This window comes from Serratia sp. L9 (assembly GCF_050632285.1).
GTDB lineage: Bacteria > Pseudomonadota > Gammaproteobacteria > Enterobacterales > Enterobacteriaceae > Chania.
This window is the reverse complement of the sequence record NZ_CP192591.1, coordinates 1,809,327-1,834,167: the sequence shown is the minus strand read 5'-3', so window position 1 is coordinate 1,834,167 and position 24,841 is coordinate 1,809,327. Positions and strand designations below refer to the sequence as shown.

The following is a 24,841-nucleotide window of genomic DNA, read 5'->3' as shown; positions in this document are numbered from 1 at the left end:
ACAGAGCGGCTAGCGTCTTCCGACGTTGGCCGTTTTTGTTTTTTGAAGGATACCCCTGATGATGAATACCGTTGGCACACCTTGGTTATGGGGCAGTTTTGCCGCCATCATAATCGTGATGCTTGCCATTGACCTGCTGCTGCAAGGCCGTAAAGGCGCACAGACCATGACGCTCAAGCAGGCTGCCTGCTGGTCACTGGTGTGGGTGAGCATGGCGTTGCTGTTCAATCTTGGCTTCTGGTATTACCTGAGTGAAACCGCCGGACGCGCAGTGGCAGATACTCAGGCGCTCGCCTTCCTGACCGGTTACCTGATTGAAAAAGCGTTGGCGATCGACAACGTCTTCGTCTGGTTGATGCTGTTCAGCTATTTTGCCGTGCCAAACAATTTGCAGCGCCGCGTGCTGATCTACGGAGTATTGGGCGCTATCGTCCTGCGTACTATCATGATCTTCGCGGGTAGCTGGCTGATTTCCCAATTTGCCTGGTTGCTGTACCTGTTCGGTGCGTTCCTGCTGTTTACCGGTATCAAGATGGCCATGGCAAAAGAGGATGGCGCAGCTATCGGTGATAAACCGCTGGTGAAATGGCTGCGCAGCCACCTGCGGATGACCGACAACCTGGAAGGTGAGCGTTTCTTCGTGCGCCGCAACGGCCTGCTGTTTGCTACGCCGCTGGTATTGGTGCTGATCCTGGTGGAACTGAGCGACGTTATCTTTGCCGTCGACAGTATCCCGGCAATTTTCGCCGTCACTACCGATCCGTTTATCGTGCTGACTTCCAACCTGTTTGCCATCATGGGCCTGCGCGCCATGTATTTCCTGCTGGCTAACGTCGCAGAGCGTTTCTCGATGCTGAAATATGGCCTGTCGGCGATCCTGGTGTTTATCGGGGTCAAGATGCTCATCGTCGATTTCTACCACATCCCGATCGCTATCTCTCTGGGCGTAGTGGCGGGTATCCTGGTGCTGACGTTGCTGATCAACGCCTGGATTAACCACCGCAATGACGTCAAATCCAACCAGACGTCATAATGTATTATCCGGGGCGCTAGCCGCCCCGCGATTGTTTGGCAATTAGCCAGGATCGCCAAATGTTATTGCGATCACACAAATGTAATCGATATGTTATATAGAGTTAATCCGCGCACGTAATTTCATCTTCCCCTCTTTTCAAGCCTCATCGTTTGCTGAATACTGGCAAAGCAAACACACTTAGTTACAGACACGACTATAAATTACCCGGCAGCGTTCCTGCCGAGGTGCAATGTTCTGTATGTCATTTTTAGGGAAGCGGAAACGCAAGAGCACATGAATAAACTATTAGTAAGAATCACTCAGGGCAGTCTGGTTAAACAAATAATGGTCGGCCTGGTGGCTGGTATTGTGGTGGCACTGGTGTCACCCGCAGCTGCCACTGCCATTGGCCTGCTTGGTGCACTGTTCGTCGGTGCATTGAAAGCCGTCGCTCCACTGCTGGTTCTGGTGCTGGTAATGGCCTCCATCGCCAATCACCAACAGGGCCAGAAAACCAATATCCGCCCCATCCTGTTCCTGTATCTGCTGGGAACGTTTGCGGCGGCTCTGACAGCGGTGGTATTCAGCTTTATTTTCCCTTCAACGCTGGTGTTGGTCGTGGGCAACACGGATATCAACCCGCCTGGTGGGATTGTTGAAGTGCTCAAAGGCTTGCTGATGAGCGTGGTGGCCAACCCATTCAATGCGCTGATCAACGCCAACTACATCGGTATTCTGGCTTGGGCTGTCGGCATGGGCCTGGCACTTCGCCATTCATCTGACAGCACAAAATTACTGATCAATGACATGTCGAATGCCGTTACCTTAGTGGTTCGTGCGGTGATCCGCTGCGCCCCGCTGGGTATCTTTGGTCTGGTAGCCTCCACGCTGGCAGAAACCGGCTTCGGCGCACTGTGGGGTTATGCACAGTTGCTGATGGTGCTGATCGGCTGCATGCTCTTTGTCGCTTTGGTGCTCAACCCGCTGATCGTGTACTGGAAAATCCGCCGTAACCCTTATCCGCTGGTATTCACCTGCCTGCGTGAAAGCGGCGTCACCGCCTTCTTTACCCGCAGTTCCGCCGCCAATATTCCGGTGAATATGGAGCTGAGCAAGAAGCTGAATCTGAACAAAGATACCTATTCGGTTTCCATCCCGCTGGGGGCAACCATCAATATGGCCGGCGCGGCGATCACCATCACCGTGCTGACGCTGGCGGCAGTGCATACGCTGGGTATTCCGGTGGATGTGCCAACCGCACTGCTGCTGAGCGTGGTAGCGGCGATCTGCGCCTGTGGTGCCTCGGGCGTCGCTGGCGGCTCCCTGCTGCTGATCCCGCTGGCCTGTAATATGTTCGGTATTCCAAACGACGTAGCGATGCAGGTCGTTGCCGTCGGCTTTATCATTGGCGTGTTGCAGGATTCGGCGGAAACCGCGCTGAACTCCTCCACCGATGTGCTGTTCACTGCAGCGGCCTGCCAGGCAGAAGACCAGCGTTTGGCCAATGAAGATCCACTGAAGATGCGTTAAGGGTTAGCCCTCTTTCGCCAGGCGCCCGACGGGCGCCTTTTTTCGACCGCAAAAGGGTCGATACCCCGTAACTGCAAGCGGCGGAAGCGGATAATGTTGAAGCCGTTCATCAGCAGGAAACTGCCTTCGATCAATGAACCGCCAATCGAGCCCAGCCAGATGTTGTGTGTTACCCAACAGGCGGTTGAGCACCACATCACGCAGCGAGTAGTTAAACCGCGGGTGCGGAACAAGGCCCAGGTGCTGACGGTCGTGCCGCAGATCGGCAGCAGTTCAATCCAGTATTTGAAATGGGATAAACCGATGATCAGCGTGAGGGTGATGAATATCCACATCACCCACAGGCTGCGGGTCCGCATGGAGATCAGGTTGCGGCAGGCGCTGAGCAGTGCGCTGCTCCCTGCTGCACTGGCCCCCATCATCAGGAAATGGATGCCGATAATCAGGCTGTAGCCCGACAGTTGCAGTTTGAAGCGCTGGTCATCGCGATTGAAAAAGCTGGTGATGCCAACAAAAAAGCCAGCACGCCAACGGCCTGCGCAAACCAATAAAACGTCATTAGGGGATCCTGGGACGGCAATAGCAAGGCATCGGAAGTAAAACGCCGTTTTATGCTACTCCTGCCCGCAATGCTTTACAACGTGACCCCGCTTTTAAAAATGGCCAATTCGCGGAAGTCATTCACTTCATTGCGCGCCGGTTTGCCATCGGCAATGTCCACGATCATATCGACAAATTCCGTCAGCATCTGTGGCATCGGCAAACCGTGGATCAGGCGGCCCGCATCAAAATCAATCCAATGGGGTTTTTTAGCGGCCAATTCCGAATTGGTTGCCAGCTTCACCGTCGGCACAAACCCGCCGTAAGGCGTCCCTCGCCCGGTGCTGAATAACACCATGTGACAACCCGCTCCAGCCAGCGCACTGGTGGCAACCGCATCGTTGCCTGGTGCGCTAAGCAAATTCAACCCCGGCTGGCGCAGGCGTTCGCCATACTTCAAAACATCCACTACCTGGCTCTGCCCGGCTTTCTGGGTACAACCGAGGGATTTCTCCTCCAGCGTAGTAATGCCCCCGGCTTTGTTGCCCGGTGAAGGGTTTTCGTAAATCGGTTGGTTATGAGCAATAAAGTACTGTTTGAAATCGTTAACCATGTCGACGGTTTTTTCAAAAGTGCCTTCGTCGCGGCAACGGCTCATCAGGATCCGCTCGGCGCCGAACATTTCAGGCACTTCTGTCAGTACCGTAGTCCCGCCATTGGCGATCACATAGTCTGAGAAACACCCCAGCAAAGGGTTAGCGGTAATGCCCGACAAACCGTCAGATCCCCCGCATTCCAAACCGAACTTCAGTTCACTCAGCTTGCCCGATTGGCGACGATCATCGCGCATGATCTGATATAACTCATGCAACTGCGTCAATCCGTCGGCCACTTCATCATCCTGCTGCTGGCAGACCATAAAACGCACCCGCTGTTCGTCAAACTCACCCAGCGTACTGCGGAAGGCATCCACCTGGTTGTTCTCACAACCCAGCCCAATCACCAATACCGCGCCGGCATTCGGATGGCGCACCATGTTTTGCAGCATGGTGCGGGTATTCTCATGATCCTGGCCCAGTTGCGAACAGCCGAACGGATGGCTGAACAGATGCACGCCGTCGATCCCTTCCGCTTCACCGGTCTCTTTCAGAAAACGCTGCAGGATCTGACGTGCAATTCCGTTGACACACCCCACGGTCGGGATTATCCACAATTCATTGCGGATCCCGACCTCGCCATTGCTGCGCCGATAGATCTGCACTTCACGATCGGCCGCCTGCGCCGGTAAGGTCTGGAATTCCGGCTGATACTGATAACTATCGAGGTCGCTCAGGTTGGTTTTGGCGTTTTGCGAATGAATATGCTCACCCGGTGCGATAGCCACCAAGGCATGCCCGATGGGTAAACCATACTTGACGATCATGCCGCCAGCCGCGATCGGTTCAAGAGCAAACTTGTGCCCCCGTGCGACGTCCTGCGCCAGCATAATTACCTGGCCATCCCATGTTGGCTGCTCACCGGCGGCCAAATCACGCAGCGCTACCGCCACATTATCTGTTGTATGGATCTTTATGATGCTTTGCATAAACCAACCTTGAGCAATAACTACGCTAATTCGATAGCGAAATAGTGTTTGGCGTTGTCGAAGCAGATGTTTTTCACCATCTCACCCAGCAAGGCAATATCTGCCGGTGCCTCGCCATCTTCCACCCAGCGACCTATCATCTGGCAAAGAATACGGCGGAAGTATTCATGTCGCGTATAGGAAAGGAAGCTACGGCTGTCGGTCAACATGCCGACAAAACGGCTGAGTAACCCGAGCTGGGCCAACTGGGTCATCTGGCGCTGCATGCCGTCTTTCTGATCGTTAAACCACCAACCAGAGCCAAACTGCATCTTGCCTGGCGTGCCTTCCCCTGGAAGTTGCCGACCATGGTGCCGATCACTTCGTTATCCCGTGGGTTGAGGCAGTAAAGAATGGTTTTTGGCAGGGACCCCTGTTTGGCCTGAGCATCCAGCAAACGTGACAGTGGCTCCGCCAGAAGCTGGTCGTTAATGGAGTCAAAACCAATATCCGGCCCGATGTTGTTAAACATCCGGCTGTTGTTATTACGCAATGCGCCAATGTGATATTGCTGTACCCATTCGCGGCGCTGATATTCAGCGGCCAGCAACAGCAGGACGGCGGTCTTGAGCTGCGCTACCTCCTGTGGGGTCGGCAGCTTACCGCTGAGGCGTTGTGCCAGAATGTTATCCAGCGTGGCTTCATCGGCTTCGCCGTAAACCACCACATCCAAAGCGTGATCGGCAACCTTGCAGCCGTGTGCCGCAAAATGATCCATGCGCTTTATCAGCGCATCCCGCAGATCGCTAAAACGGCCAATGGCAGTATCCGCAGCAGCTTCCAGCTGTTGTATATAGTCATTAAACCCTGCGGCTTCGATGTTGAATGCTTTGTCTGGCCGCCAGCTTGGCAACACCTTGATATCGAAACTGCCATCCTCAGCAATGGCTTTATGGTGGCGCAAATCGTCGATCGGATCGTCAGTAGTCCCCACCATTTTCACTTTCATCTGCTGCATGATGCCACGGGCGCTGAATGCGTCCTGAGCCAGTAACTGATTGCCACGCTGCCAGATTTCATCCGCTGTGGTTGGAGAAAGGAGCTTGCCGGTGATACCAAACGGGCGGCGTAATTCCAGGTGAGTCCAATGATAAAGCGGGTTGCCAATGGTATGCGGCACCGTCGCAGCCCAGGCATCGAATTTCTCACGATCGGTTGCATCACCGGTACAAAGCCGCTCCGCGACGCCATTGGTACGCATCGCACGCCATTTATAGTGATCCCCTTTTAGCCAAATATCGTACATATTCTGGAAACGATAATTTTCGGCAATCTGTTGTGGTGGCAGATGGCAGTGATAGTCGAAAATCGGCTGATCTGCCGCGTAATCGTGATAAAGACGGCGGGCAAATTCACTGTCTAACAAAAAATCATCGCTCAAAAACTGGGCCATATCGGGTTCCTCACCTTATATCCTGGCTTACCTTGCAGTTAACTCACCAAAGTTATTACACCAATTAAGCGCAACGTCTAATACTTTATCACCTTGGCTTATCCCTTGAATAGGCATTAAAGCGGACTTTACCGGCAAAATCTGTTTAAACCATTGCTGCATGCGAGGCTTCATTATCACTTAATAAAATAATGGCTTTTGTGATGTCACTCAACTTTTAAATCTGTATGACAAGTTATTGTCCTGCCACCCTGCTAGTGGTTTTCAGCAACTCACTACGGCAACGCGCAGGGCAGCGTCGATAATCGAAATATCGGCAATATGTTGAAGGAAACCACCACGACCGCCACGGGCCAACCGGTGGCACGAATCAAGACTGGGAGAGATTTGGGATGCGTAAAATTAAAGGGTTACGCTGGTATATGATCGGCCTGGTGACCATCGGCACCGTGCTTGGTTATCTGACCCGCAACGCGATGTCCGTCGCAGCCCCCACGCTGGAAGGAACACTGGGGATCACGACACAGCAGTATTCCTATATTGTTGCCGCTTATTCGGCCTGTTATACCCTGATGCAGCCAGTAGCAGGTTATATACTTGATGTGCTCGGCACGAAAATCGGTTATGCGATGTTTGCCATCCTGTGGGCCATATTCTGTATGGGTACCGCGCTGGCTAACAGTTGGGTTGGTCTGGCCATGGCCCGTGGTGCAGTCGGTATGGCAGAAGCCGCCATGATCCCCGCAGGTCTGAAAGCCAGTAGTGAATGGTTCCCGGCCAAAGAACGCTCCATCGCCGTAGGCTACTTTAACGTGGGTTCATCGGTTGGCGCGATGCTCGCTCCCCCTTGGTGGTCTGGGCCATTGTGGCGCACAGCTGGGAAATGGCGTTTATCATCACCGGGGTCCTGAGCCTGATCTGGGCCATCTGCTGGCTGATCTTCTACAAACATCCGAAAGACCAGAAGAAACTCAGCAACGAAGAGCGCAGTTACATTCTGGATGGTCAGGAAGCCCATCATCAGACCAGCAACTCCAAAAAATGTCTGCCTGGCAGATCCTGCGTAACCGCCAATTCTGGGGGATCGCCCTGCCACGTTTCCTGGCAGAACCCGCTTGGGGGACCTTCAACGCCTGGATCCCATTGTTTATGTTCAAGGCTTATGGCTTTAACCTGAAAGAAATTGCCATGTTCGCCTGGATGCCAATGCTGTTCGCCGATTTCGGCTGCATCCTTGGCGGTTATCTGCCACCGTTCTTCCAAAAGCACTTCAAGGTCAACCTGATCGTTTCCCGTAAACTGGTCGTCACTATGGGCGCAATTTTGATGATTGCCCCAGGCATGATCGGTTTGTTCACCAGCCCTTATGTCGCAATCGCCCTGCTGTGTGTGGGGGCTTTGCCCATCAGGCGCTTTCCGGCGCGTTGATTACGCTGTCATCAGACGTGTTTGGCCGTAACGAAGTCGCCACCGCCAATGGCCTGACTGGCATGGCCGCATGGACCGCGAGCACCATGTTCGCCCTGGTGGTCGGCGCCTTGGCCGATACCATCGGTTTCAGCCCACTGTTTGCCGCCCTGTCGGTATTCGATATTCTGGCCGCAGTGGTGATCTGGACCGTGCTGCAAAACCGGCCGGTTTCAGAGCTGGAAGAGGAGCGATTACAAACGGCAAATGCCAGCAGTTAATCCCCGTAGCCCGGCCTCTGTGCCGGGCTTTTTACATCGGACTCACTGGCAGCAACTGCGGATAAGTGGTATAACAGGTCTTATGGCATTACGCCCTCCTACCGCAGAGCATTCACTATGGAATTCACTGAAACCAGACGCCTTTATCAGCAATTGGCAGCCGAACTTAAACGGCGCATTGAAGGGGAGTTTATCCAGTTGGAGAGAAGCTGCCGGCCGAACGTTATATTGCTGAAGAGATGAACGTCAGCCGCACCGTGGTGCGTGAAGCGATTATCATGCTGGAAGTAGAAGGTTACGTAGAGGTGCGCAAAGGTTCGGGGATCCATGTAATTTCCAACCAGCAGAAAAACCTGGTAGTGCCGGGCGACAGCATCGAATTCGCCACCGCCGGGCCTTTTGAACTGTTGCAGGCACGCCAGTTGATCGAAAGCAATATCGCCGAGTTCGCCGCCACCCAGGTGACCAAGCAGGATATTGTTCATCTGATGGAGATCCAGGAGCAGGCACGCAAAGAAGACCGTTTCCGCGATTCGCAGTGGGATCTCAAATTCCACGTTCAGGTGGCACTGGCGACCCAAAACACCGCCATGGCAACTATCGTGGAAAAAATGTGGGTTCAGCGCATCAGCAACCCATACTGGATCAAGCTGCACGAGCACATTGATGAGCGTTCGATCGCCAGTTGGTGTGACGACCACGATGAGATCCTCAAGGCGTTGATGCGCAAGGATCCACACGGGGCCAAGCTGGCGATGTGGCAGCACCTGGAAAACACCAAGCAAATGCTGTTTAACGCCACTACCGACGACTTCGAATACAACGCCGATCGCTATCTGTTTGCCGAGAATCCGGTGATCCATCTGGACAACCTCGCCACCAGCGTCAAATAGCGTTTAACCGTCAGAAAATCTTGTCAAATGTCAGGTATTGTAAAAACGGCTGAATCGATCCTGATACAGCCGCCCATCGCGTAACATTTCACCTTCAGCAGCGTAGATTTCCCTGTTGCCAATCCTGCTATTTTGGTAGAGTTAGAGCTCTTTTTTACCTGCTGGCTTTGGGGGCGGAACGCGAATACATGCGCTGGTTGTTTGCCATGCTTATTGCTCTTTTTTGCTGGGCCGGTTCGGTCTCCGGCCAACAGCTTTACGCCGAACAAACCGCCGCCGTTCCCACCGTGTTGACAGCCCAGGTATCAAATGGTGAGTTGGTCATTTCCTCTTACGATCACGCTTACCGCTCACCCAGTGCCCTCCAGCGCAAGCCCCCAGGCAAGTTACTGCTGCTGTTACCCCGGGTACACTCCTGCCCCGGCTCGTTGCTTGCTCCTTCTCTGCTGGTTCCGGCCTATACTCTAGCTACGGATCTGGGCTATCCCCTGCGCCCTCAATGGCTGCCAGCGACTCCGGCCCCCAACCGGCTTCAGCAGGTCAACTGGACGCTGCACTCCCCACAGCAACAAAGCAGGCTCGGAGGTTGGAAAGAAAGCAACATACTCTACCGTGGCTCGCTGACGTATTACTCATAACCCGGTGTCGCACCCATGAGAACTAACGAATAAAGCAACACCGTTTCATCATCTTCAGCAACTTGGCCCTTAGCGAGCTTACCGCCGCCCTGCCGCTGAACGAAAATAAACAATGACGTTTTTTTAGGAACACCGGATGGACATCATTAAGCAACTGTTGGATGCCTTATGGCAGCAAGACTTCGAAACGCTGGCTAACCCCTCGCTGGTCTGGACGCTTTATGTCTTGCTGTTTATGATCCTGTTTTTGGAAAATGGCCTGCTACCCGCCGCTTTCCTGCCTGGCGACAGCCTGCTGATCCTGGTCGGCGTGTTGGTAGCCAAAGGCACCATGAACTTCCCCGTCACCATCTTTATCCTGACCACTGCAGCCAGCCTGGGGTGCTGGGTCAGTTACATACAGGGCCGATGGCTAGGCAATACGCCAACGGTACAGAGTTGGTTATCACACCTGCCGGCACATTATCATCAACGCGCTCATCAATTGTTCCACCGCCACGGCCTTTCAGCGCTGTTGGTCGGGCGTTTCCTGGCGTTCGTGCGTACGCTGTTGCCAACCATCGCCGGTTTGTCCGGTCTGAGTAATGCACGTTTCCAGTTCTTCAACTGGGTCAGCGGATTATTGTGGGTATTGATCCTGGTATCTGTTGGTTTTGCCCTGGGGAAAACCCCCATGTTCCGTAAATACGAAGACCAACTGATGTTTGGCCTGATGATGTTGCCGCTGGTGCTGCTGGTGGTCGGGCTGGTTGGTTCCCTGGTGGTGCTATGGCGTAAGAAGCGTTCCGGTGATCAAGGAAAAGGCGTGTGACAAGCAAACGCCCACGCTGGCAATTCGCGGTGATGTTGACCTTGGCACTGATGGCAATAGCCGCCATTCTGTTGCCGTACCTCTTACGTACGGAAAACGAGCTGCGTATTCGCGTAGCTCAACAGGGCCTGTCGTTACCTGATGGGTTTTATGTCTACCAGCGCTTGGACGAGCGCGGTATCCGTATCAAAAGCATCACACCGGCAGCCGATGGTCTGGTGATCCGCCTGGACTCACCAGAACAGCAATTATTGGCCCGGGAAGCCCTGCAAACCATTTTGCCGCCGGGCTATACCATTGCCCTGAGTGACACTCCGGCACCCAGCAATTGGGTACGGAAATTTGCACGCGCCCCACTTAATCTGGGATAATTCTTTCTTATTGAAGGGATTACCCCACTCCACACCATTGGCCAATTATTCAGCAGTCAATCAACAATCCTGATTGAATTTTTGGGGTTAGCCGCAATTTATGACTAAGCTGTATACCAGCACGGGTCAGCCACCTGTCGCACTGCCCTTCGGGCAGCAGGAAACCGGGAGACATAACGTTGTCTCCCCGCAATAAGGAATTGAAACCATGAAATTACGCCACTCGCTGTTACTGGCACTTCCCCTGCTTACGCTTTCCGCACTTTCACAGGCGGCAATAGAAACCTGCGCAGGGAAAGCTCAAGAGATCCAGACACAGATCGATTACGCCACTCAGCACGGTAACAACCACCGCGTAGCAGGCTTGAAAAAAGCCCTGAACGAAGTACAGACGCACTGTACCGAAGCCAGTTTGCAGGCCGATCGCCAGCAGAACATCGCGGATAAACAGAGCAAGGTTGCCGAACGTGAGCAGGAGTTGAAAGAAGCCCAGCAAACCGGCAAGGCGGATAAAATCGCCAATAAGAAGAAAAAGCTGGCTGAAGCCCAGGCTGAGTTAAAAGCGGCTCAGGCGGAATAATTTTTACCTTAGCGGATTTATCGATGTTCTCCCCACCTCGCGGGATTTTTGTGGCAAATATTTGTATTGGTTAGTGATAAATACCGGGTATAAGCCCTTTGCTCAATCGAATAAATCCGCTATGTTGAATAGTCTGTCGAAGTTAACGTTAAGGAGATATCGAAATGGCACATGATTCAAATGCAGAAAACTTACGCGCTGAACTGAAGTCCCTGGCCGATACGCTGGAAGAAGTGCTGAACACTTCCACCGATAAATCTAAAGCTGAACTGGACAAACTGCGTACCAAAGCAGAAGGCGCACTGAAAGATACCCGTGCCCGTCTGAGTGATGCAGGCGACAAACTGGCTTATCAAACCAAGCAGATTGCTGGCCAGGCTGATGAGTATGTGCGTGACAACCCGTGGACCGGCATTGGTATCGGTGCTGCGGTTGGCGTGGTGTTAGGCGTCCTGCTCGCGCGCCGCTGATTATGGCTGAGCATCCGCAAACCCGCGCACAGGGCCCCGTCAAAGGGGTCCTGGATATCGCTCAACGCATCATCACCATTATTGTCAGCATGGTGGAGACGCGGGTACGTCTGGCCGTTATCGAACTGGAAGAGGAGAAAGCCAACCTTGTCCAACTGCTGATGATGGCCGGGCTCACCCTGTTATTCACCGCGTTTGGCCTGATGAGCCTGTTGATCCTGATCTTCTGGGCAATTGACCCCGCTTACCGCCTGGTTGCCCTGGGCAGCACTACCGCGGTTCTGCTGTTACTGGCCATTGTTGGCGCCATCTGGACATTGTCCAAGGCACGCCGCTCAACGCTGTTGGGGGCAACACGTAAGCAATTGGAGCTCGACCGTTCTGATCTGGAGGGGGATCAATGAATCACCGCCAGTATCGCGAATGGCAAAAGGAGCAACTGATCCGGCAGATCCAGCAACAACGTCTGGATCTGGCCGCCAGTAAAACCCTGTGGCTCGAAAAGACCGAACCCCTCGATCGTGGCTGGCAAAAGGTCTATGGCCTGCGTAAATATATGGCCGTCGGTTCCAGCATCATTGCCCTATATGGTATTCGTCACCCCAGCAAGCTGATCCGCTGGTCACGCCGGGCGCTTGGCCTATGGGGGACTATCCGCCTGTTTCGCAAAACATTTTCCCAGCAATAACCCCCGCCAGTTCATTCAGTAATCCCGTTGGTTAATCCCTATTTTTGACACGGAATTTGTGGTGCTGAGGTGATTTTGTCAGCAATAGCCTGATTCACCTAAGTTTATTAGCAGGCTAAAGGTTCATATTTTTTGAAAAATTACGACAGTATTACTTGCTAACAACCTGGACCATTCCCATCTAACATTCACTCCATCAACCAGTCTGGGGCGGCAACATCCGCCCCAGGCGGAACAGAAGCCAAGATTGGCGCACAAAACACTTTTTGGAGTTAATGATGAAAAAATTAGAAGATGCAGGTTTGCTGGTTGCTCGTATTCTGATGCCAATCCTGTTTATCGTTGCAGGTTACGGCAAAATGGGCGATGCCTATGCAGGCACCCAGCAATACATGCAGTCGATGGGCGTACCTGGCTTCTTGTTGCCACTGACCATTTTACTGGAGTTCGGTGGTGGCCTGGCGATCCTGTTCGGCTTCCTGACCCGTACCGTGGCGCTGTTCACTGCCGGTTTCACCATCCTGACCGCGTTGCTGTTCCACACTAACTTTGCCGAGGGTGTCAACCAACTCATGTTTATGAAAAACCTGACCATTGCCGGTGGCTTCATCGTGCTGGCGGTTGCAGGCCCAGGCGGCTTCAGCATCGACCGTATTCTGAACAAAAAGTGGTAAGCTTATAGTTACGCCAACAGGCTCGGCTCATAGCCGGGCCTTTTGCCTTTCTAACTCCAACCTGCAGGAGATCCCATGGGACAACTCATAGATGGCGTTTGGCAAGACACCTGGTATGACACAAAATCCACCGGAGGCCGCTTCAAGCGTTCAACCTCTCAGTTCCGCAACTGGATCACGGTGAACGGAGAAGCGGGTGAGCATGGTAAAGAGGGTTTCAAGGCGCAGAAAGATCGCTACCATCTGTATGTTTCCCTCGCCTGCCCCTGGGCACACCGCACCCTGCTGATGCGCAAGCTAAAGGGTCTGGAACAGACCATCCCGGTTTCAGTTGTGCATCCCTTAATGTTGGAAAACGGTTGGACCTTCGGCCAGGATTTCCCTGCGGCAACCGGCGATGAGCTGTATCACTCCGATTACCTGTATCAGCTTTATCTGCGCGCCGACCCGCAATACAGCGGCCGCGTTACCGTGCCGGTGTTGTGGGATAAGCAACAGCAGACCATCGTCAGCAATGAATCTGCAGATATCATGCGCATGTTCAACACGGCCTTCGATGCCTTGGGCGCGCGGGCAGGTGATTATTACCCTGCGGCGCTGCGCGAAAAAATCGATACGCTGAATGGCTGGATTTACGATACGGTGAACAACGGGGTGTACAAGGCCGGTTTCGCCACCAGCCAGGAAGCCTACGATGAAGCCGTAGCAGGCGTGTTTGCTTCATTGGAACGTTTGGAGCAAATACTTGGCCAGCACCGTTATCTGGCGGGCGACCAACTGACTGAAGCCGATTTACGCTTGTGGACCACGCTGATCCGCTTCGATCCGGTTTATGTTACCCATTTCAAATGTGATAAGCACCGCATCAACGATTACCTCAACCTGTACGGGTTCCTGCGCGATATCTATCAGATGCCAGGCATTGCCGCAACGGTGAATATGGCCCATATCCGTAACCATTATTACCGCAGCCACGGCACCATCAACCCGCACGGCATCATCTCGATCGGGCCCGCGCAAGATCTGGATGAACCCCACGGGCGCGATCTGCGTTTCCGTTGATAATTTATCCCGTTATCCGCGCCCTCTCCACCGAAGGAGAGGGAACGGCCTTGTCGTCGGGGGATGAATTGCGGCAGTTATTTGTTTTCCAGATGGGCAAACAAGCGCGGTATCTCACGCAGGAACCATGATTTGGCCTCGCCCATGCTATCGCGCCGCCAGGCCATGATGATATCCGCTTCACGGTTATATTCCGGCCCTACTACGCGCAGGCGTCCTTCCTCAATATCTTTTTCCACCATCGGATACGGCATGGTGGCCACACCTAACCCGGCAAGCAATGCGCGGCGTTTATCTTCCATGCTGCTCACCGTCAGGCGCTGCTGTTTATCCAGCAGTTGCACCGTCAGCACCGGCCTTTCGCGAGCAGTATCCGCCACCGCAATGCCACGGTATTTCACACGGGTAAATTCCGAAAGGGGTTCCGGCTCCAGATGGATCGGATGATCCGGCGCAGCCACATAAACACTCATCACTTTATACAGCTTACGCGTGTTGATCTCGGATGAAGCGCGGAAATGCATGTCCGGAGCAATAACGATATCAGCCCGCCCTTGCTCCAGCCGCTCCCACGCCCCGGCCAGCACTTCGGTGAAAATCGAAACCTGGGTATTGGCTTTCAACGCCAGTTTGTCGACCAGCGGGAACAGTTTATAGGCTGGCGACAGCGCTTCACAGACGATGGTGATATGGGTTTCCCAACCTCGCGCCAGCGCTTCTGCATCGGTGGTCAGCTTATCGGCCGCTTCAAGTAATACGCGCCCACGTTCCAGCAGCATCCTCCCGACATTGGTAAATTTGGTGCGATGCCCAGAGCGATCAAACAGCACCACATCCAGCTCTTCTTCTAATTTTTGCATGGTGTAACTGAGCGCTGAAGGCACCCGGCCCAGTTCATCGGCGGCGGCGGCAAAGCTGCCACGGCGGTCGATCGCATCCATTACTCTAAGCGCTTCAAGCGTTAACGCCCGATCTCTGGCCATCGAATCTCTCTTTCAGGAAATTTGAATATGCCGACCAGATTAACTGGCTAACAATCCGTCGTCCAGATGCTTACCATCTTGATAATGAATTTTGAGAGCCAATTGCCATGATTACATGCAGAACAGCACAACAATGCGGGCAAGCTGACTTTGGTTGGCTGCAGGCTCGTTATACCTTTTCCTTTGGCCACTACTTCGATCCGAAGCTGATGGGCTATGCCTCTTTGCGGGTGCTTAATCAGGAAGTATTGGCTCCGGGAGCCTCATTCCAACCCCGCACCTACCCCAATGTGGATATCCTTAATCTGATTTTGCAAGGTGAAGCAGAGTACCGGGATAGCGAAGGCAACACCGTGCGTGCCGGTGCCGGGGAAGCATTGCTGCTGGCCACGCAACCGGGGCTGAGTTACAGCGAGCAGAACGTCAGCAACAGCACGCCGCTTACCCGGATGCAATTATGGCTGGATGCCTGCCCAGAACGCAGTAACGAGCGGGTACAACGCCTGAACCTGACAACACAGCCCGATACTTTGCTGGCATCACCGGATGGGATGCAAGGCAGCCTGCAACTGCGACAACAGGTTTGGGCTCATCATCTGAATTTACAGCCCGGTGAGCAGCAGACACTGACGCTGAATGGACCACGCGCTTACCTGCAATCGATCCACGGCACCATTGAAGTGCATGGCGAGCATCACCCTAGCCAGCACCTGACCTGTGGAGACGGCGCGTTTATCCGCGACGAAAACCAACTGACCATCCGGGCAGAAACTCCGCTACGTGCATTGCTGATTGATTTACCGGTGTAGGGACAAAGAAAAACCCCGCGTGACTTTCGTCACGCGGGGTTATCTGTATAGAGGGAGTTGACCGGTAAGCCGGGTTCTGTCGTGGACAGTCATTCCTCTAGGCCAGCAATCGCTCACTGGCTCAAGCAGCCTACCCGGGTTCAGTACGGGCCGTACCATGCGAACCCCTATTTGGCCTTGCTCCGGGTGGAGTTTACCGTGCCACGGACTGTTGCCAGCCGCGCGGTGCGCTCTTACCGCACCCTTTCACCCTTACCTGATCCCGCTTGCGCGGGCCATCGGCGGTTTGCTCTCTGTTGCACTAGTCGTAGGCTTGCGCCTCCCAGGCGTTACCTGGCACCCTGCCCTATGGAGCCCGGACTTTCCTCCCCTCCATCTGTCTCCCCCGAAGAGGACGGCAATGAAGCGGCGACTGTCTGGTCAACTCCGGCGCGGATAGTAGCGTCGTGGCTGCGGTAGGTCAACCGCTTTACTCTTCCTGATGCTCCAGCGCGTGTTTATACAACGCATTTTTCTTCACGCCGTGGATCTCTGCAGTTATCGCCGCCGCCTTTTTCAAAGGTAATTCTTTTTGCAGCAGGGCCAGCGTGCGCAGCGCTTCGAGTGGCAAATCGTCTTCCTGCGCCTTGTGGCCTTCGACAATCAGCACCATTTCCCCCGGCGGCGCACTTCGTCTTCCTGTACCCAGGCCAGCAGCTCTCCCACCGGCGCACCCTGGATGGACTCCCAGGTTTTGGTCAGTTCTCGGGCCAACACCACATAACGATCTGGCCCCCACACGGTGACCATGTCTTGCAGACTTTCCAGCAAGCGGTGGGTTGATTCATAGAAAATCAGCGTACGCGGTTCCTCTGCCAGCGCCAGCAGGGTATCCTTACGGCCTTTGGTTTTTGCTGGCAGAAACCCTTCGTAGCAGAAACGGTCAGAGGCTACACCGGCGGCACACAACGCCGTGGTGGCTGCACAAGCCCCAGGCAATGGCACTACGCGGATCCCCGCTTCGCGGCAACGGCGCACCAGATGGTAGCCCGGATCGTTAATCAGTGGCGTGCCAGCGTCGGAAACCAATGCTATGCTCTGGCCTTCCTGCAGTTTTGCCAGCAGTTGGTCCGCCTTCTGCTGTTCGTTATGGTCGTGCAGCGCAAACAACCGCGCGCTAATAGCAAAGTGTTGCAGCAGCAACCCGGTATGGCGCGTATCTTCCGCCGCAATCAGATCGACGCTTTTCAGTACCTCAAGTGCCCGATGAGTCATATCCCCCAGATTGCCGATGGGGGTGGGCACCACGTACAGCGTCGATGCAGAAATAACTGATTGTTGGTGTTGATTCATTGTTTCATCCGGATTGCCGATTTAATATTGAGCATCTTGAAAAAAACATCACTGGATACAGTATGCTTTCCTCAACGTTCGTTCGCCCTACTGTTGGGCGTCTAGTGCCAGTTATACTGGCGGCCCTTCTGTTGGCTGGCTGCCCAAGTCGGGCCCCACAGACTCCGCCCTCGAATATCCAGGACGAAGCAAGCGCCAACTCCGATTACTACCTGCAGCAGTTGCAGCAAAGCAGCGATGATAACAAGGCTGACTGGCAATTACTCGCTATTCGCGCATTAACTCGCGAAGGCAAATTGCCGCAAGCCGCTGCGCAGCTCAATGCGTTGCCACAAAATATGACTGACACGCAGCAGCAGGAGCGCCAGTTATTGAGTGCGGAACTTCAGGTCGCCAACAAAGCTTATGGTGCTGCCCGCGATGCGTTGAATAAAATCGACACCAGCGCGCTTTCCCCCAATCAGTTGGTTCGCCTGTATCAGGCGCAGATTGCGGCTAATCAGGGCCAGGCTTCACTGCCGCTGATCCGGGCCTATATCGCCCAGGAGCCGCTGCTGAGCGCCAAAGCCCATCAGGAAAACCTCGACAACACCTGGCAAACTCTGCTTGGCCTGAAACCGGCCGAGATGAACAGCATCGTGATTAACGCCAATGAAAATGTGCTGCAAGGCTGGCTGGATCTGTTGCGTGTCTATCAGGAAAACCGCCAGGACCCTGACCTGCTGAAGGCCGGGATCAAAGACTGGCAAAACCGCTACCCACAGAACCCGGCGGCGAAGAGCCTGCCAACCCAGTTGAATCAGGTGCTGAACTTCACCCAGGCCTCTACCTCGCACATTGCATTGCTGCTGCCATTAAACGGCCAGGCCAAGGTGTTTGCCGACGCCATCCAACAAGGTTTTGCCGCGGCCCAGAGTGGTATCACGCTTACCGCACCGGTTCAACCAACGTTGCCAACCAGTAATCCGGAACCGGTCGCGACAACACCAGAAATGAACGCCGACGGTGCAATAAGCCCTTCTGCACCCGATGCACAGAGCGTTCCGGCAACCGCAGAACCGCCGGTAGTTCCAGCACCAGTAACGCCAGCACCGGCAACCGGTGGGCAGGTGAAAGTTTACGATACCACCAGCCAACCGTTACCAGCCTTGCTGGCACAAGCGCAGCAGGATGGAGCAACCCTGGTGGTCGGCCCGTTACTGAAAGCCGATGTCGATCTGCTCGCCACCACGCCAACCACGCTGAATGTGTTGGCGCTCAACCAGCCAGAGCAGATAACAGACAGCCCGAATATCTGCTACTTCGCCTTGTCCCCGGAAGACGAAGCCCGTGATGCCGCCCGGCATATCTGGGAACAGCAAAAACGCCAGCCGTTGCTGCTGATCCCACGCGGTTCGTTTGGCGATCGCATCGCCAAAGCCTTTGCCGATGAGTGGCAAAAAATGGGTGGTCAAACCGTGTTGCAGCAAGCCATCGGTTCCGCAGGCGAACTGCGCCAGATGGTTAACAGCGGCGGTATCCGTATGAGCGGTACTCCAGTGGCTGCAACCGCACCGGTGCAGCAATCAGTCACCATCGCAGGTCTGACTATCCCGGCTCCTCCGAGCGATATCCCAGCCGCTAGCGGCGGCAATATTGATGCGGTTTACATCGTCGCCACGCAGGATCAACTGACGCTGATCAAGCCGATGATCGACATGACCACCAATTCTCGTAGCAAACCAGCCATGTTTGCCAGCTCCCGCAGCTATCAGGCTGGTGCAGGCCCGGACTTCCGTCTGGAAATGGAAGGGCTGCAATTTAGCGATATCCCGCTGCTGGCAGGTGCCAACCCGCAATTGCAACAGCAGGCGAGCGCCCAGTTCCGCAGAGATTATTCCCTGGTGCGTCTCTATGCCATGGGCATGGATGCCTGGACATTGGCCAACCACTTTGCTGAAATGCGCCAGTTGCCAGGGTTCCAGATTTCGGGAACCACCGGTGTGCTAACATCTTCACCTAATTGCGTGATCACCAGGAAGCTGACTTGGCTGCAATACCGCCAGGGCACGGTCGTTCCGGTCTCCTGAGCCAACGCGCCAAAGGGGCGGGCTTTGAAGCACAGGCCCGCCGTTACCTGGAGCGTGCCGGGCTGACCTTCACCGCCGCCAACGTGGCGGTGCGTGGTGGTGAGCTCGATCTCATCATGCGCGATGGTCAAACCTGGGTGTTCGTTGAAGTGCGCTACCGGCGCAGCGCCGCCTTTGGTGATGCTGCTGCCAGCGTCACTTACCGCAAGCAACAGCGGTTGCTGCATGCTGCGGCCGTTTGGCTGGCGGGGCGCGGAGCCAGTTTTGACACATCATCTTGCCGTTTTGATGTTTTGGCCATTACCGGTAGCCAACTAGAATGGATACCGAATGCCTTCAATGCGGATTAATCATGGTTTACCGGTGCAGACCGGCCTTTTGACTTGTGGATTAAAACAACGTGCTGGATAGAATCAAAGTCTGTTTTACCGAAAGTATCCAAACCCAGATTGCAGCAGCGGAAGCCTTGCCTGACGCCATATCCCGAGCGGCGATGACCTTAGTCCAATCACTGTTGAACGGTAACAAGATCCTGTGCTGCGGCAACGGCACCTCGGCAGCCAACGCCCAGCATTTTGCCGCCAGTATGATCAATCGCTTTGAAACCGAACGCCCCAGTCTGCCGGCCATTGCGTTGAATGCCGATAACGTGGTGCTAACGGCGATCACCAACGATCGACTGCATGATGAAGTGTATGCCAAGCAGGTGCGCGCGCTCGGCCACGCCGGTGACGTGCTGTTGGCGATTTCCACCCGCGGTAATAGCCGTGATATTGTGAAAGCGGTCGAAGCCGCCGTAACGCGCGATATGACCATTGTTGCGCTTACCGGTTACGATGGCGGTGAACTGGCTGGTTTACTCGGCCAGCAGGATGTGGAAATTCGCATTCCGTCTCACCGCAGTGCACGCATTCAGGAAATGCATATGCTTACTGTAAATTGCCTATGCGATCTGATTGATAACACATTGTTCCCCCACCAGGACGATTAAAGGAACTGAGATGAAGCTAAAAGCCACATTTGCAGTGCTGTTCAGCGCCCTGCTGTTACAAGGCTGCGTCGCTGGCGTTGTTGTTGGTAGCGCAGCCGTAGCAACCAAGACAGCCACCGATCCACGAACCGTTGGGACGCAGGTTGATGACGGCACGCTGGAAGCCCGTGTCGAAAATGCCATAAGTAAAGATCAGCAACTGAAAAAAGAAGCTCGCGTCGTGGCAACCGCCTATCAGGGCAAAGTGTTGCTGACGGGCCAGGCGCCTAGCACCGAACTTGCCAGCCGTGCGAAGCAAATCGCCCTTGGCGTCGATGGCGCCGCAGAGGTATATAACGAAATCCGCCAGGGCACGCCGGTTAGTTTGGGTACTGCTTCTTCAGATACCTGGATCACCACCAAGGTTCGCTCGCAGATCCTGACCAGCGATAGCGTCAAGTCTTCGAACGTGAAGGTGACGACCGAGAACGGGGAGGTTTTCCTGCTGGGTCTGGTGACACAGCAAGAAGGGCAATCCGCAGCGCAAATCGCCAGCCAGGTTAGCGGCGTCAAGCACGTCACCACCGCCTTTACCTACGTGAAGTAAGCTCGAACACTTGGGTGAGATGGGCATAGGCTCATACCCTCACCCTGGCCCTCTCCTACGGGAGAGGGGCATATTCTCACGCTCTATACCGATTAATTCAGTTCATTCGCCTTAAGAAAGTCTTGCCCGCCCAGTTGACGCATCTGGCGCAAAATCCACTGCTGGCGCTGAATCACATACCCGGAAGGGGCTCCGGCTTTAAAACGATGCGGGTTAGGCAGAACGGCTGCCAGTAAAGCGGCCTCGGAAGCCGTCAGGTGTTTTGCCGGCTTTTTGAAAAACCGCTGCGCCGCAGCCTCCACGCCAAACACCCCATCGCCAAACTCCACGATATTCAGATACACCGTCAAAATCCGGCGTTTGGTCCAAACCAGCTCAATCCCCGCCGTTAATCCAGCCTCCAGCCCTTTACGCAGCCAACTGCGCCCATCCCACAAAAACAGGTTCTTTGCCGTTTGCTGGGAAAGGGTGGAAGCGCCACGGATACGCGTCGGTCGCTTCTCATTGTGGCTGATCGCCTTTTCAATGGCCGCGACGTCAAACCCCCAGTGATCCGGGAATTTCTGATCTTCTGCCGCCATTACCGCCAGGGCCATATAGGGCGAGATCTCATCCATCGAAACCCAGTCGGAGTGGGCGACATAGCTGAAATCGCCGCTCAACCAGGCACCGAGCTGCCGCTCCACCATGACGGCGGAGAACGGCACCGGCAGAAAAGCAAACAGGATAATACCCGCAACCCACAGGCCAACAATAGCCAGAATGCCGCGTTTTACCCAAAACCACAGGCGGAGAAAAAGCGATTTAGCTGAAAACTTTCTCATTCCACCAAATCCAGCACCCGTAATACCAGCTTATCAATCCCGCGCGCTGCCTCACCGATCGACTGGGCTAACATATAGGCTGGCGTCGTCACTACCTTGTTGTCGATATCGACAACAATGTCTTCTACCGGACAAATTACGGGCTCCCCGCCCATGGCATCAATCACTTCACCGAGATCGGGATCGTTACCAATGGTCAGCCGCAGCGGTTGATTGAGGATTTTGGGCAACATGACCGGGGCAATACACATAAAACCAATTGGTTTACGCATCTTATGCATTTGTTGAACCAGCTCAGCCAGATCTTTATCCACGGAGCAATCCGCCCCTTCTTTGGCAAAGTTACTCAAATTCTTGGCGGCGCCAAACCCGCCGGGAACTATCAGGGCATCCAACAGATTGGCATCCGCCTGTGAAAGGGGTTGGATTTTCCCTCGCGCAATGCGTGCCGACTCCAGCAAAATATTGCGCTCTTCAGGCATCTCTTCGCCAGATAAATGATTAATAACATGCAGTTGCTTACGGTCAGGTGCAAAGCAAACCGCTTGAGCACCAGCCCTGTCCAGTGCCAGCAAGGTGAGGACAGCCTCATGGATTTCGGCACCGTCATACACACCACAGCCACTCAGTACTACACCTACCTGTTTCATAGATATTCTCCTAACCAAGACAACCAGCCAGGGCAGGCCTGGAACCGACAAACACTAAGTACATCACATATTTTAATGAATCTTCTAACAAGAGCGCTTACATTTGCTATGTTGTTCGCTGTATGATGTTCACGAATTAACGACAACCTGCCCGACCAGAACACTGAAAACCAATACGCAGGTCACGATTTCCCTGGTGTTGGCGCAATATTCGCGCACCCCGGCCTAGGTCGGGGTCATTTTTTTCAGCGTTCTCAACCCAGGCGCGCAACACTGCCACATCGTTACGCCACTCCAGTTTCAACTCATCAACCCAATCCTGCACGTTATCCCACCAGGCCGGCAAGGTAGGGGTCTGGATTTGCTGAGCCAACTGTTGCAGATGTTTTAGCCCCACAGAACCCGCAGCGCCTTTGATTTTATGGCCTTCCTCGGTGATCCCTTTCTGGTCACGCGCAGTCATATTGGAATCCAGCACCGCCAGGTAACCCGGCATCACCTGCTCAAACATTGCCAGGCTCTGATGAATCAATTGCGGCCCCACCAGTTCCATGTACTGCTCCAGCATTGCGGTATCCAGTAACGACTCATTGATCTGCATCGACTTTTGCTCCGTTTTCTTTGTGGTATGTAAGGGTTGATGATCCCAGTAATGTTTAATCATTTTGGTCAAAGCCGGCACTGACAAAGGCTTGCTCAGCACATCGTCCATGCCCGCATCGAGGTACTCTTTCTTGTCTTTCAATACGTTGGCGGTCAACGCTATCAACGGCGGCAGCGTGCGATCGGCATAACGCTCACGCAGCTCACGGGCGATATCCAGACCGGTCATATCCGGCAGTTGGATATCCAGCAGCGCCAGGTCGAATTCGTCGGGATCAAACATGTCCAACGCATCATGGCCGTTCATTGCCACTTCTACGCTGTTACCCAGTTTTTCCAGCACCGAGCGGGCAACAATCACGTTCAGTTCAATGTCTTCCACCAGCAGGATATGCAACGCCGGTAGCGGCAACTCTTCCACCACCTGCGCCTCGTTCACCTCTTCTTCCACCGCCGGTGCAGTGATGCTCAAAGTAAAGCAAGAACCCTGCCCCTGCGCACTTTTCACGGTGATATCCCCGCCCATACTTTGCGCCAGACGCTTGGAGACCGCCAGACCGATGCCGGTGCCGGTGGCAGGACGCCCACCGTTCTGGTCTTTAACCTGATAGTACATGGCAAAAATCTTGTCCTGTTCGTCCTGTGGGATCCCCATGCCCGAGTCTTCCACCTCAAACACGATCCGCTCCTGGTCTTCGCGCCTTACGCGCACCACAATCTGCCCCTGCTGGGTGAATTTCACCGCATTGCCGATCAGATTCCACAGGATCTGGCGCAGACGCGTGCCATCAGTGATGATTTTTGCAGGCAGCGGCAGTTGCGGTTCCATCAAGAACTGCAACCCTTTCGGCTGAACCAACAGGCCGGAGAGATTCTCCAGATCCGCCAGGAAGCCGGTAAAATCAATCGGTTGGTTATCCAACTGCACCTTGCGCCGTTCGAGTTTGTCCATTTCGATAATGTCATTGAAAATATTGCCCAGGGTAATGGCGCTGACATGAATGGTTTTGAGGTATTTCAGTTGTTCATCGTTCAATTCGGTATCGAGCAGGATGCGGCTTAAACCAACAATGCCATTAAGCGGCGTACGAAGCTCGTGGCTGATCGTTGAGATAAATGTGGTCTTGTCCCTGCTGGCATTCTCCAGCGCGTCCTGGTAACGCTTACGCTCGGTTATATCGCGGCCAAAGCCCATTAGCCCATGACGTTTACCCACCCGGTCGTAAAATGGCACCTTGCGCAGCTCAAAACAGGCCTTGCGCCCGTCCGGATACACCAGCCATTGCTCATAAGTCAGGGAGACATTATGGCGGAACACTTTCTCATCGGTTTCAATGACTTTCTCAGCGATATCTTTACTGTAAACATCGAAAGGAGTCAGGCCGATCAGTTGCTTTTCGCTCTTGCCAGTGAGCAGTTCCATCGCCCGATTACAGCCGGAGAACTCTTTTTCTTCGTTACGGTAGTAAACCAAATCCGGTGAGGCATCCAGAAAGGAGCGCAGCAATACCGACTGTTGGCCCAGCTCAACCTGTGCCAGCTCGCGCTGCTCCATTTCTTCCGTCAGTTTGTCCATCACCTGCTGGCGATCTTCTTCCGCCTTGATGCGGTCGGCAATCTCCTGATTAAGCTGGGTAATGTTGTTTTTCATCTGCTGGTTCAGGGCAAGATCGCGGTTGCGCATTTCTTCAAGTTTATCCACCAACCGTGCCAGACGCTGGCGCGACTCCTCCAACTGTTCGACCACCACCGACAAAAAATAGACCGCCCACGGCGTGATCAGCAGGCCAAAGAAGATGGAGCGCACCACGTCGATGCTCTCGACTTCGCCTCTCAGCAGCATGGTAACCGCCATCTGAACCACCATCGCCAACACGACCAGCGCGGAAGCCAGCAACAACGAAAAGCGCACCAGTCCCAGTTTTACCATTAAATCAACGTAGTACTGGGCTAACACCCGGATTTGCTTCATGAGCTATTCCCAACAGATATAATCTTTTAAATCATACCGTAAAAC

Annotated in this window: 24 protein-coding genes, 1 other RNA gene and 4 pseudogenes; 20 read left to right on the top strand and 9 right to left on the bottom strand. The window is 54.2% G+C overall.

Annotated features, from left to right (window positions below; translation table 11 throughout):
- The first annotated feature begins 58 nt into the window (after positions 1 to 58).
- Positions 59 to 1,033, top strand: a complete 975-nt coding sequence (locus tag ACQ86O_RS08725; protein WP_431224903.1) for a TerC family protein — start codon at positions 59 to 61, stop codon at positions 1,031 to 1,033.
- 276 nt (positions 1,034 to 1,309) lie between these two features.
- Positions 1,310 to 2,545 (top strand): serine/threonine transporter SstT, encoded by a 1,236-nt coding sequence (gene sstT / locus ACQ86O_RS08720; RefSeq protein ID WP_431224902.1) that lies wholly within the window; start codon positions 1,310 to 1,312, stop codon positions 2,543 to 2,545.
- On the opposite strand, the pseudogene ACQ86O_RS08715 reads toward sstT, so the two are convergent.
- The 3 genes and pseudogenes from ACQ86O_RS08715 to uxaC all read right to left on the bottom strand — a co-directional run bounded on the left by ACQ86O_RS08715 (position 2,542) and on the right by uxaC (position 6,102).
- A pseudogene (locus tag ACQ86O_RS08715) lies at positions 2,542 to 3,104 on the bottom strand (YgjV family protein). The gene sstT and the pseudogene ACQ86O_RS08715 overlap by 4 nt on opposite strands.
- 75 nt (positions 3,105 to 3,179) lie before the next feature.
- Positions 3,180 to 4,670, bottom strand: coding sequence for a UxaA family hydrolase (locus tag ACQ86O_RS08710; protein ID WP_431224901.1), 1,491 nt, complete (start codon positions 4,668 to 4,670; stop codon positions 3,180 to 3,182).
- Positions 4,671 to 4,690: 20 nt separating this feature from the next.
- Positions 4,691 to 6,102: pseudogene (gene uxaC / locus ACQ86O_RS08705) on the bottom strand (glucuronate isomerase).
- A gap of 392 nt (positions 6,103 to 6,494) precedes the next feature.
- On the opposite strand from uxaC, the gene ACQ86O_RS08700 reads away from it, so the two are divergent.
- The 13 genes and pseudogenes from ACQ86O_RS08700 (at position 6,495) to ACQ86O_RS08640 (ending at position 13,977) form a co-directional block, all read left to right on the top strand.
- Positions 6,495 to 7,013: an MFS transporter gene (locus ACQ86O_RS08700; RefSeq protein ID WP_431224900.1), complete on the top strand. Its 519-nt coding sequence runs from the start codon at positions 6,495 to 6,497 to the stop codon at positions 7,011 to 7,013.
- Positions 6,928 to 7,530, top strand: a complete 603-nt coding sequence (locus ACQ86O_RS08695; RefSeq protein ID WP_431224899.1) for an MFS transporter — start codon at positions 6,928 to 6,930, stop codon at positions 7,528 to 7,530. The genes ACQ86O_RS08700 and ACQ86O_RS08695 overlap by 86 nt, the downstream gene beginning before the upstream one ends.
- Complete coding sequence (locus tag ACQ86O_RS08690; protein WP_431224898.1) at positions 7,527 to 7,790, top strand: hypothetical protein; 264 nt, start codon at positions 7,527 to 7,529, stop codon at positions 7,788 to 7,790. The genes ACQ86O_RS08695 and ACQ86O_RS08690 overlap by 4 nt, the downstream gene beginning before the upstream one ends.
- Before the next feature lie 117 nt (positions 7,791 to 7,907).
- Positions 7,908 to 8,683 (top strand): annotated as a pseudogene (gene exuR / locus ACQ86O_RS08685) (transcriptional regulator ExuR).
- A 188-nt stretch (positions 8,684 to 8,871) separates the two neighbouring features.
- Entirely contained in the window at positions 8,872 to 9,321 is a 450-nt protein-coding gene (locus ACQ86O_RS08680; RefSeq protein ID WP_431224897.1) for a hypothetical protein, read from the top strand.
- A 136-nt stretch (positions 9,322 to 9,457) separates the two neighbouring features.
- Positions 9,458 to 10,132, top strand: a complete 675-nt coding sequence (locus ACQ86O_RS08675; protein WP_431224896.1) for a DedA family protein — start codon at positions 9,458 to 9,460, stop codon at positions 10,130 to 10,132.
- 32 nt (positions 10,133 to 10,164) lie between these two features.
- Positions 10,165 to 10,503 (top strand): EnvZ/OmpR regulon moderator MzrA, encoded by a 339-nt coding sequence (gene mzrA, locus ACQ86O_RS08670; protein WP_431225686.1) that lies wholly within the window; start codon positions 10,165 to 10,167, stop codon positions 10,501 to 10,503.
- Positions 10,504 to 10,711: 208 nt separating this feature from the next.
- Complete coding sequence (locus ACQ86O_RS08665; RefSeq protein ID WP_431224895.1) at positions 10,712 to 11,083, top strand: DUF1090 domain-containing protein; 372 nt, start codon at positions 10,712 to 10,714, stop codon at positions 11,081 to 11,083.
- A gap of 164 nt (positions 11,084 to 11,247) precedes the next feature.
- Positions 11,248 to 11,553: a DUF883 family protein gene (locus ACQ86O_RS08660; RefSeq protein WP_431224894.1), complete on the top strand. Its 306-nt coding sequence runs from the start codon at positions 11,248 to 11,250 to the stop codon at positions 11,551 to 11,553.
- 2 nt (positions 11,554 to 11,555) lie between these two features.
- Complete coding sequence (locus ACQ86O_RS08655; RefSeq protein ID WP_431224893.1) at positions 11,556 to 11,957, top strand: phage holin family protein; 402 nt, start codon at positions 11,556 to 11,558, stop codon at positions 11,955 to 11,957.
- Complete coding sequence (locus tag ACQ86O_RS08650; RefSeq protein WP_431224892.1) at positions 11,954 to 12,241, top strand: YqjK-like family protein; 288 nt, start codon at positions 11,954 to 11,956, stop codon at positions 12,239 to 12,241. The genes ACQ86O_RS08655 and ACQ86O_RS08650 overlap by 4 nt, the downstream gene beginning before the upstream one ends.
- A gap of 278 nt (positions 12,242 to 12,519) precedes the next feature.
- On the top strand, positions 12,520 to 12,915 hold the full coding sequence (locus tag ACQ86O_RS08645; RefSeq protein WP_024528174.1) for a DoxX family protein: 396 nt from the start codon (positions 12,520 to 12,522) through the stop codon (positions 12,913 to 12,915).
- A 75-nt stretch (positions 12,916 to 12,990) separates the two neighbouring features.
- Positions 12,991 to 13,977, top strand: a complete 987-nt coding sequence (locus ACQ86O_RS08640; protein ID WP_431224891.1) for a glutathione S-transferase family protein — start codon at positions 12,991 to 12,993, stop codon at positions 13,975 to 13,977.
- 77 nt (positions 13,978 to 14,054) lie between these two features.
- On the opposite strand, the gene ACQ86O_RS08635 is transcribed toward ACQ86O_RS08640, so the two are convergent.
- Positions 14,055 to 14,960 carry a LysR family transcriptional regulator gene (locus ACQ86O_RS08635; RefSeq protein ID WP_431224890.1) on the bottom strand — a complete coding sequence of 302 codons (906 nt, stop codon included), beginning with the start codon at positions 14,958 to 14,960 and terminating at the stop codon, positions 14,055 to 14,057.
- 107 nt (positions 14,961 to 15,067) lie between these two features.
- Between ACQ86O_RS08635 and ACQ86O_RS08630 the strand changes: the two genes are divergently transcribed.
- Positions 15,068 to 15,769 (top strand): pirin family protein, encoded by a 702-nt coding sequence (locus ACQ86O_RS08630; protein ID WP_431224889.1) that lies wholly within the window; start codon positions 15,068 to 15,070, stop codon positions 15,767 to 15,769.
- A 49-nt stretch (positions 15,770 to 15,818) separates the two neighbouring features.
- Here the strand turns inward: ACQ86O_RS08630 and rnpB are convergent.
- An RNA gene (gene rnpB, locus ACQ86O_RS08625) (RNase P RNA component class A) lies at positions 15,819 to 16,197 on the bottom strand.
- Between the two features lie 41 nt (positions 16,198 to 16,238).
- Positions 16,239 to 17,101 (bottom strand): annotated as a pseudogene (gene rsmI, locus ACQ86O_RS08620) (16S rRNA (cytidine(1402)-2'-O)-methyltransferase).
- A 62-nt stretch (positions 17,102 to 17,163) separates the two neighbouring features.
- On the opposite strand from rsmI, the gene ACQ86O_RS08615 reads away from it, so the two are divergent.
- Genes ACQ86O_RS08615 through dolP form a run of 4 tightly spaced genes read left to right on the top strand, consistent with a single transcriptional unit; the run spans position 17,164 to position 20,747 of the window.
- Positions 17,164 to 19,170, top strand: coding sequence for a penicillin-binding protein activator (locus tag ACQ86O_RS08615; RefSeq protein ID WP_431224888.1), 2,007 nt, complete (start codon positions 17,164 to 17,166; stop codon positions 19,168 to 19,170).
- A complete protein-coding gene (locus ACQ86O_RS08610) occupies positions 19,167 to 19,520 on the top strand; it encodes a YraN family protein (RefSeq protein WP_431225685.1) in 354 nt (117 codons plus the stop codon). The genes ACQ86O_RS08615 and ACQ86O_RS08610 overlap by 4 nt, the downstream gene beginning before the upstream one ends.
- A 50-nt stretch (positions 19,521 to 19,570) precedes the next feature.
- Positions 19,571 to 20,161: a DnaA initiator-associating protein DiaA gene (gene diaA / locus ACQ86O_RS08605; protein ID WP_431224887.1), complete on the top strand. Its 591-nt coding sequence runs from the start codon at positions 19,571 to 19,573 to the stop codon at positions 20,159 to 20,161.
- A gap of 10 nt (positions 20,162 to 20,171) precedes the next feature.
- Positions 20,172 to 20,747, top strand: a complete 576-nt coding sequence (gene dolP, locus ACQ86O_RS08600) for a division/outer membrane stress-associated lipid-binding lipoprotein (protein WP_431224886.1) — start codon at positions 20,172 to 20,174, stop codon at positions 20,745 to 20,747.
- A 92-nt stretch (positions 20,748 to 20,839) separates the two neighbouring features.
- Here the strand turns inward: dolP and mtgA are convergent, their stop codons facing one another.
- The 3 genes from mtgA to arcB form a co-directional block, all read right to left on the bottom strand.
- Positions 20,840 to 21,571 (bottom strand): monofunctional biosynthetic peptidoglycan transglycosylase, encoded by a 732-nt coding sequence (mtgA, locus tag ACQ86O_RS08595; protein WP_431224885.1) that lies wholly within the window; start codon positions 21,569 to 21,571, stop codon positions 20,840 to 20,842.
- Positions 21,568 to 22,221, bottom strand: coding sequence for an isoprenoid biosynthesis glyoxalase ElbB (gene elbB / locus ACQ86O_RS08590; protein WP_431224884.1), 654 nt, complete (start codon positions 22,219 to 22,221; stop codon positions 21,568 to 21,570). The genes mtgA and elbB overlap by 4 nt, the downstream gene beginning before the upstream one ends.
- Before the next feature lie 136 nt (positions 22,222 to 22,357).
- Positions 22,358 to 24,796, bottom strand: a complete 2,439-nt coding sequence (arcB, locus tag ACQ86O_RS08585) for an aerobic respiration two-component sensor histidine kinase ArcB (RefSeq protein ID WP_431224883.1) — start codon at positions 24,794 to 24,796, stop codon at positions 22,358 to 22,360.
- Between the last annotated feature and the right edge of the window lie 45 nt (positions 24,797 to 24,841).

Excerpts from the sequence above, each read along its gene's own strand:
- ACQ86O_RS08725 (WP_431224903.1), top strand. The coding sequence starts at position 59 with ATGATGAATACCGTTGGCACACCTTGGTTATGGGGCAGTTTTGCCGCC.
- mzrA (WP_431225686.1), top strand. The coding sequence starts at position 10,165 with ATGTTGACCTTGGCACTGATGGCAATAGCCGCCATTCTGTTGCCGTAC.
- ACQ86O_RS08655 (WP_431224893.1), top strand. The coding sequence starts at position 11,556 with ATGGCTGAGCATCCGCAAACCCGCGCACAGGGCCCCGTCAAAGGGGTC.
- ACQ86O_RS08710 (WP_431224901.1), bottom strand. The coding sequence starts at position 4,670 with ATGCAAAGCATCATAAAGATCCATACAACAGATAATGTGGCGGTAGCG.
- ACQ86O_RS08635 (WP_431224890.1), bottom strand. The coding sequence starts at position 14,960 with ATGGCCAGAGATCGGGCGTTAACGCTTGAAGCGCTTAGAGTAATGGAT.
- ACQ86O_RS08645 (WP_024528174.1), top strand. The coding sequence starts at position 12,520 with ATGAAAAAATTAGAAGATGCAGGTTTGCTGGTTGCTCGTATTCTGATG.
- elbB (WP_431224884.1), bottom strand. The coding sequence starts at position 22,221 with ATGAAACAGGTAGGTGTAGTACTGAGTGGCTGTGGTGTGTATGACGGT.
- ACQ86O_RS08675 (WP_431224896.1), top strand. The coding sequence starts at position 9,458 with ATGGACATCATTAAGCAACTGTTGGATGCCTTATGGCAGCAAGACTTC.
- dolP (WP_431224886.1), top strand. The coding sequence starts at position 20,172 with ATGAAGCTAAAAGCCACATTTGCAGTGCTGTTCAGCGCCCTGCTGTTA.
- ACQ86O_RS08615 (WP_431224888.1), top strand. The coding sequence starts at position 17,164 with ATGCTTTCCTCAACGTTCGTTCGCCCTACTGTTGGGCGTCTAGTGCCA.
- ACQ86O_RS08680 (WP_431224897.1), top strand. The coding sequence starts at position 8,872 with ATGCGCTGGTTGTTTGCCATGCTTATTGCTCTTTTTTGCTGGGCCGGT.
- ACQ86O_RS08660 (WP_431224894.1), top strand. The coding sequence starts at position 11,248 with ATGGCACATGATTCAAATGCAGAAAACTTACGCGCTGAACTGAAGTCC.
- ACQ86O_RS08650 (WP_431224892.1), top strand. The coding sequence starts at position 11,954 with ATGAATCACCGCCAGTATCGCGAATGGCAAAAGGAGCAACTGATCCGG.
- sstT (WP_431224902.1), top strand. The coding sequence starts at position 1,310 with ATGAATAAACTATTAGTAAGAATCACTCAGGGCAGTCTGGTTAAACAA.
- ACQ86O_RS08640 (WP_431224891.1), top strand. The coding sequence starts at position 12,991 with ATGGGACAACTCATAGATGGCGTTTGGCAAGACACCTGGTATGACACA.
- ACQ86O_RS08700 (WP_431224900.1), top strand. The coding sequence starts at position 6,495 with ATGCGTAAAATTAAAGGGTTACGCTGGTATATGATCGGCCTGGTGACC.
- ACQ86O_RS08630 (WP_431224889.1), top strand. The coding sequence starts at position 15,068 with ATGATTACATGCAGAACAGCACAACAATGCGGGCAAGCTGACTTTGGT.
- ACQ86O_RS08665 (WP_431224895.1), top strand. The coding sequence starts at position 10,712 with ATGAAATTACGCCACTCGCTGTTACTGGCACTTCCCCTGCTTACGCTT.
- arcB (WP_431224883.1), bottom strand. The coding sequence starts at position 24,796 with ATGAAGCAAATCCGGGTGTTAGCCCAGTACTACGTTGATTTAATGGTA.
- mtgA (WP_431224885.1), bottom strand. The coding sequence starts at position 21,571 with ATGAGAAAGTTTTCAGCTAAATCGCTTTTTCTCCGCCTGTGGTTTTGG.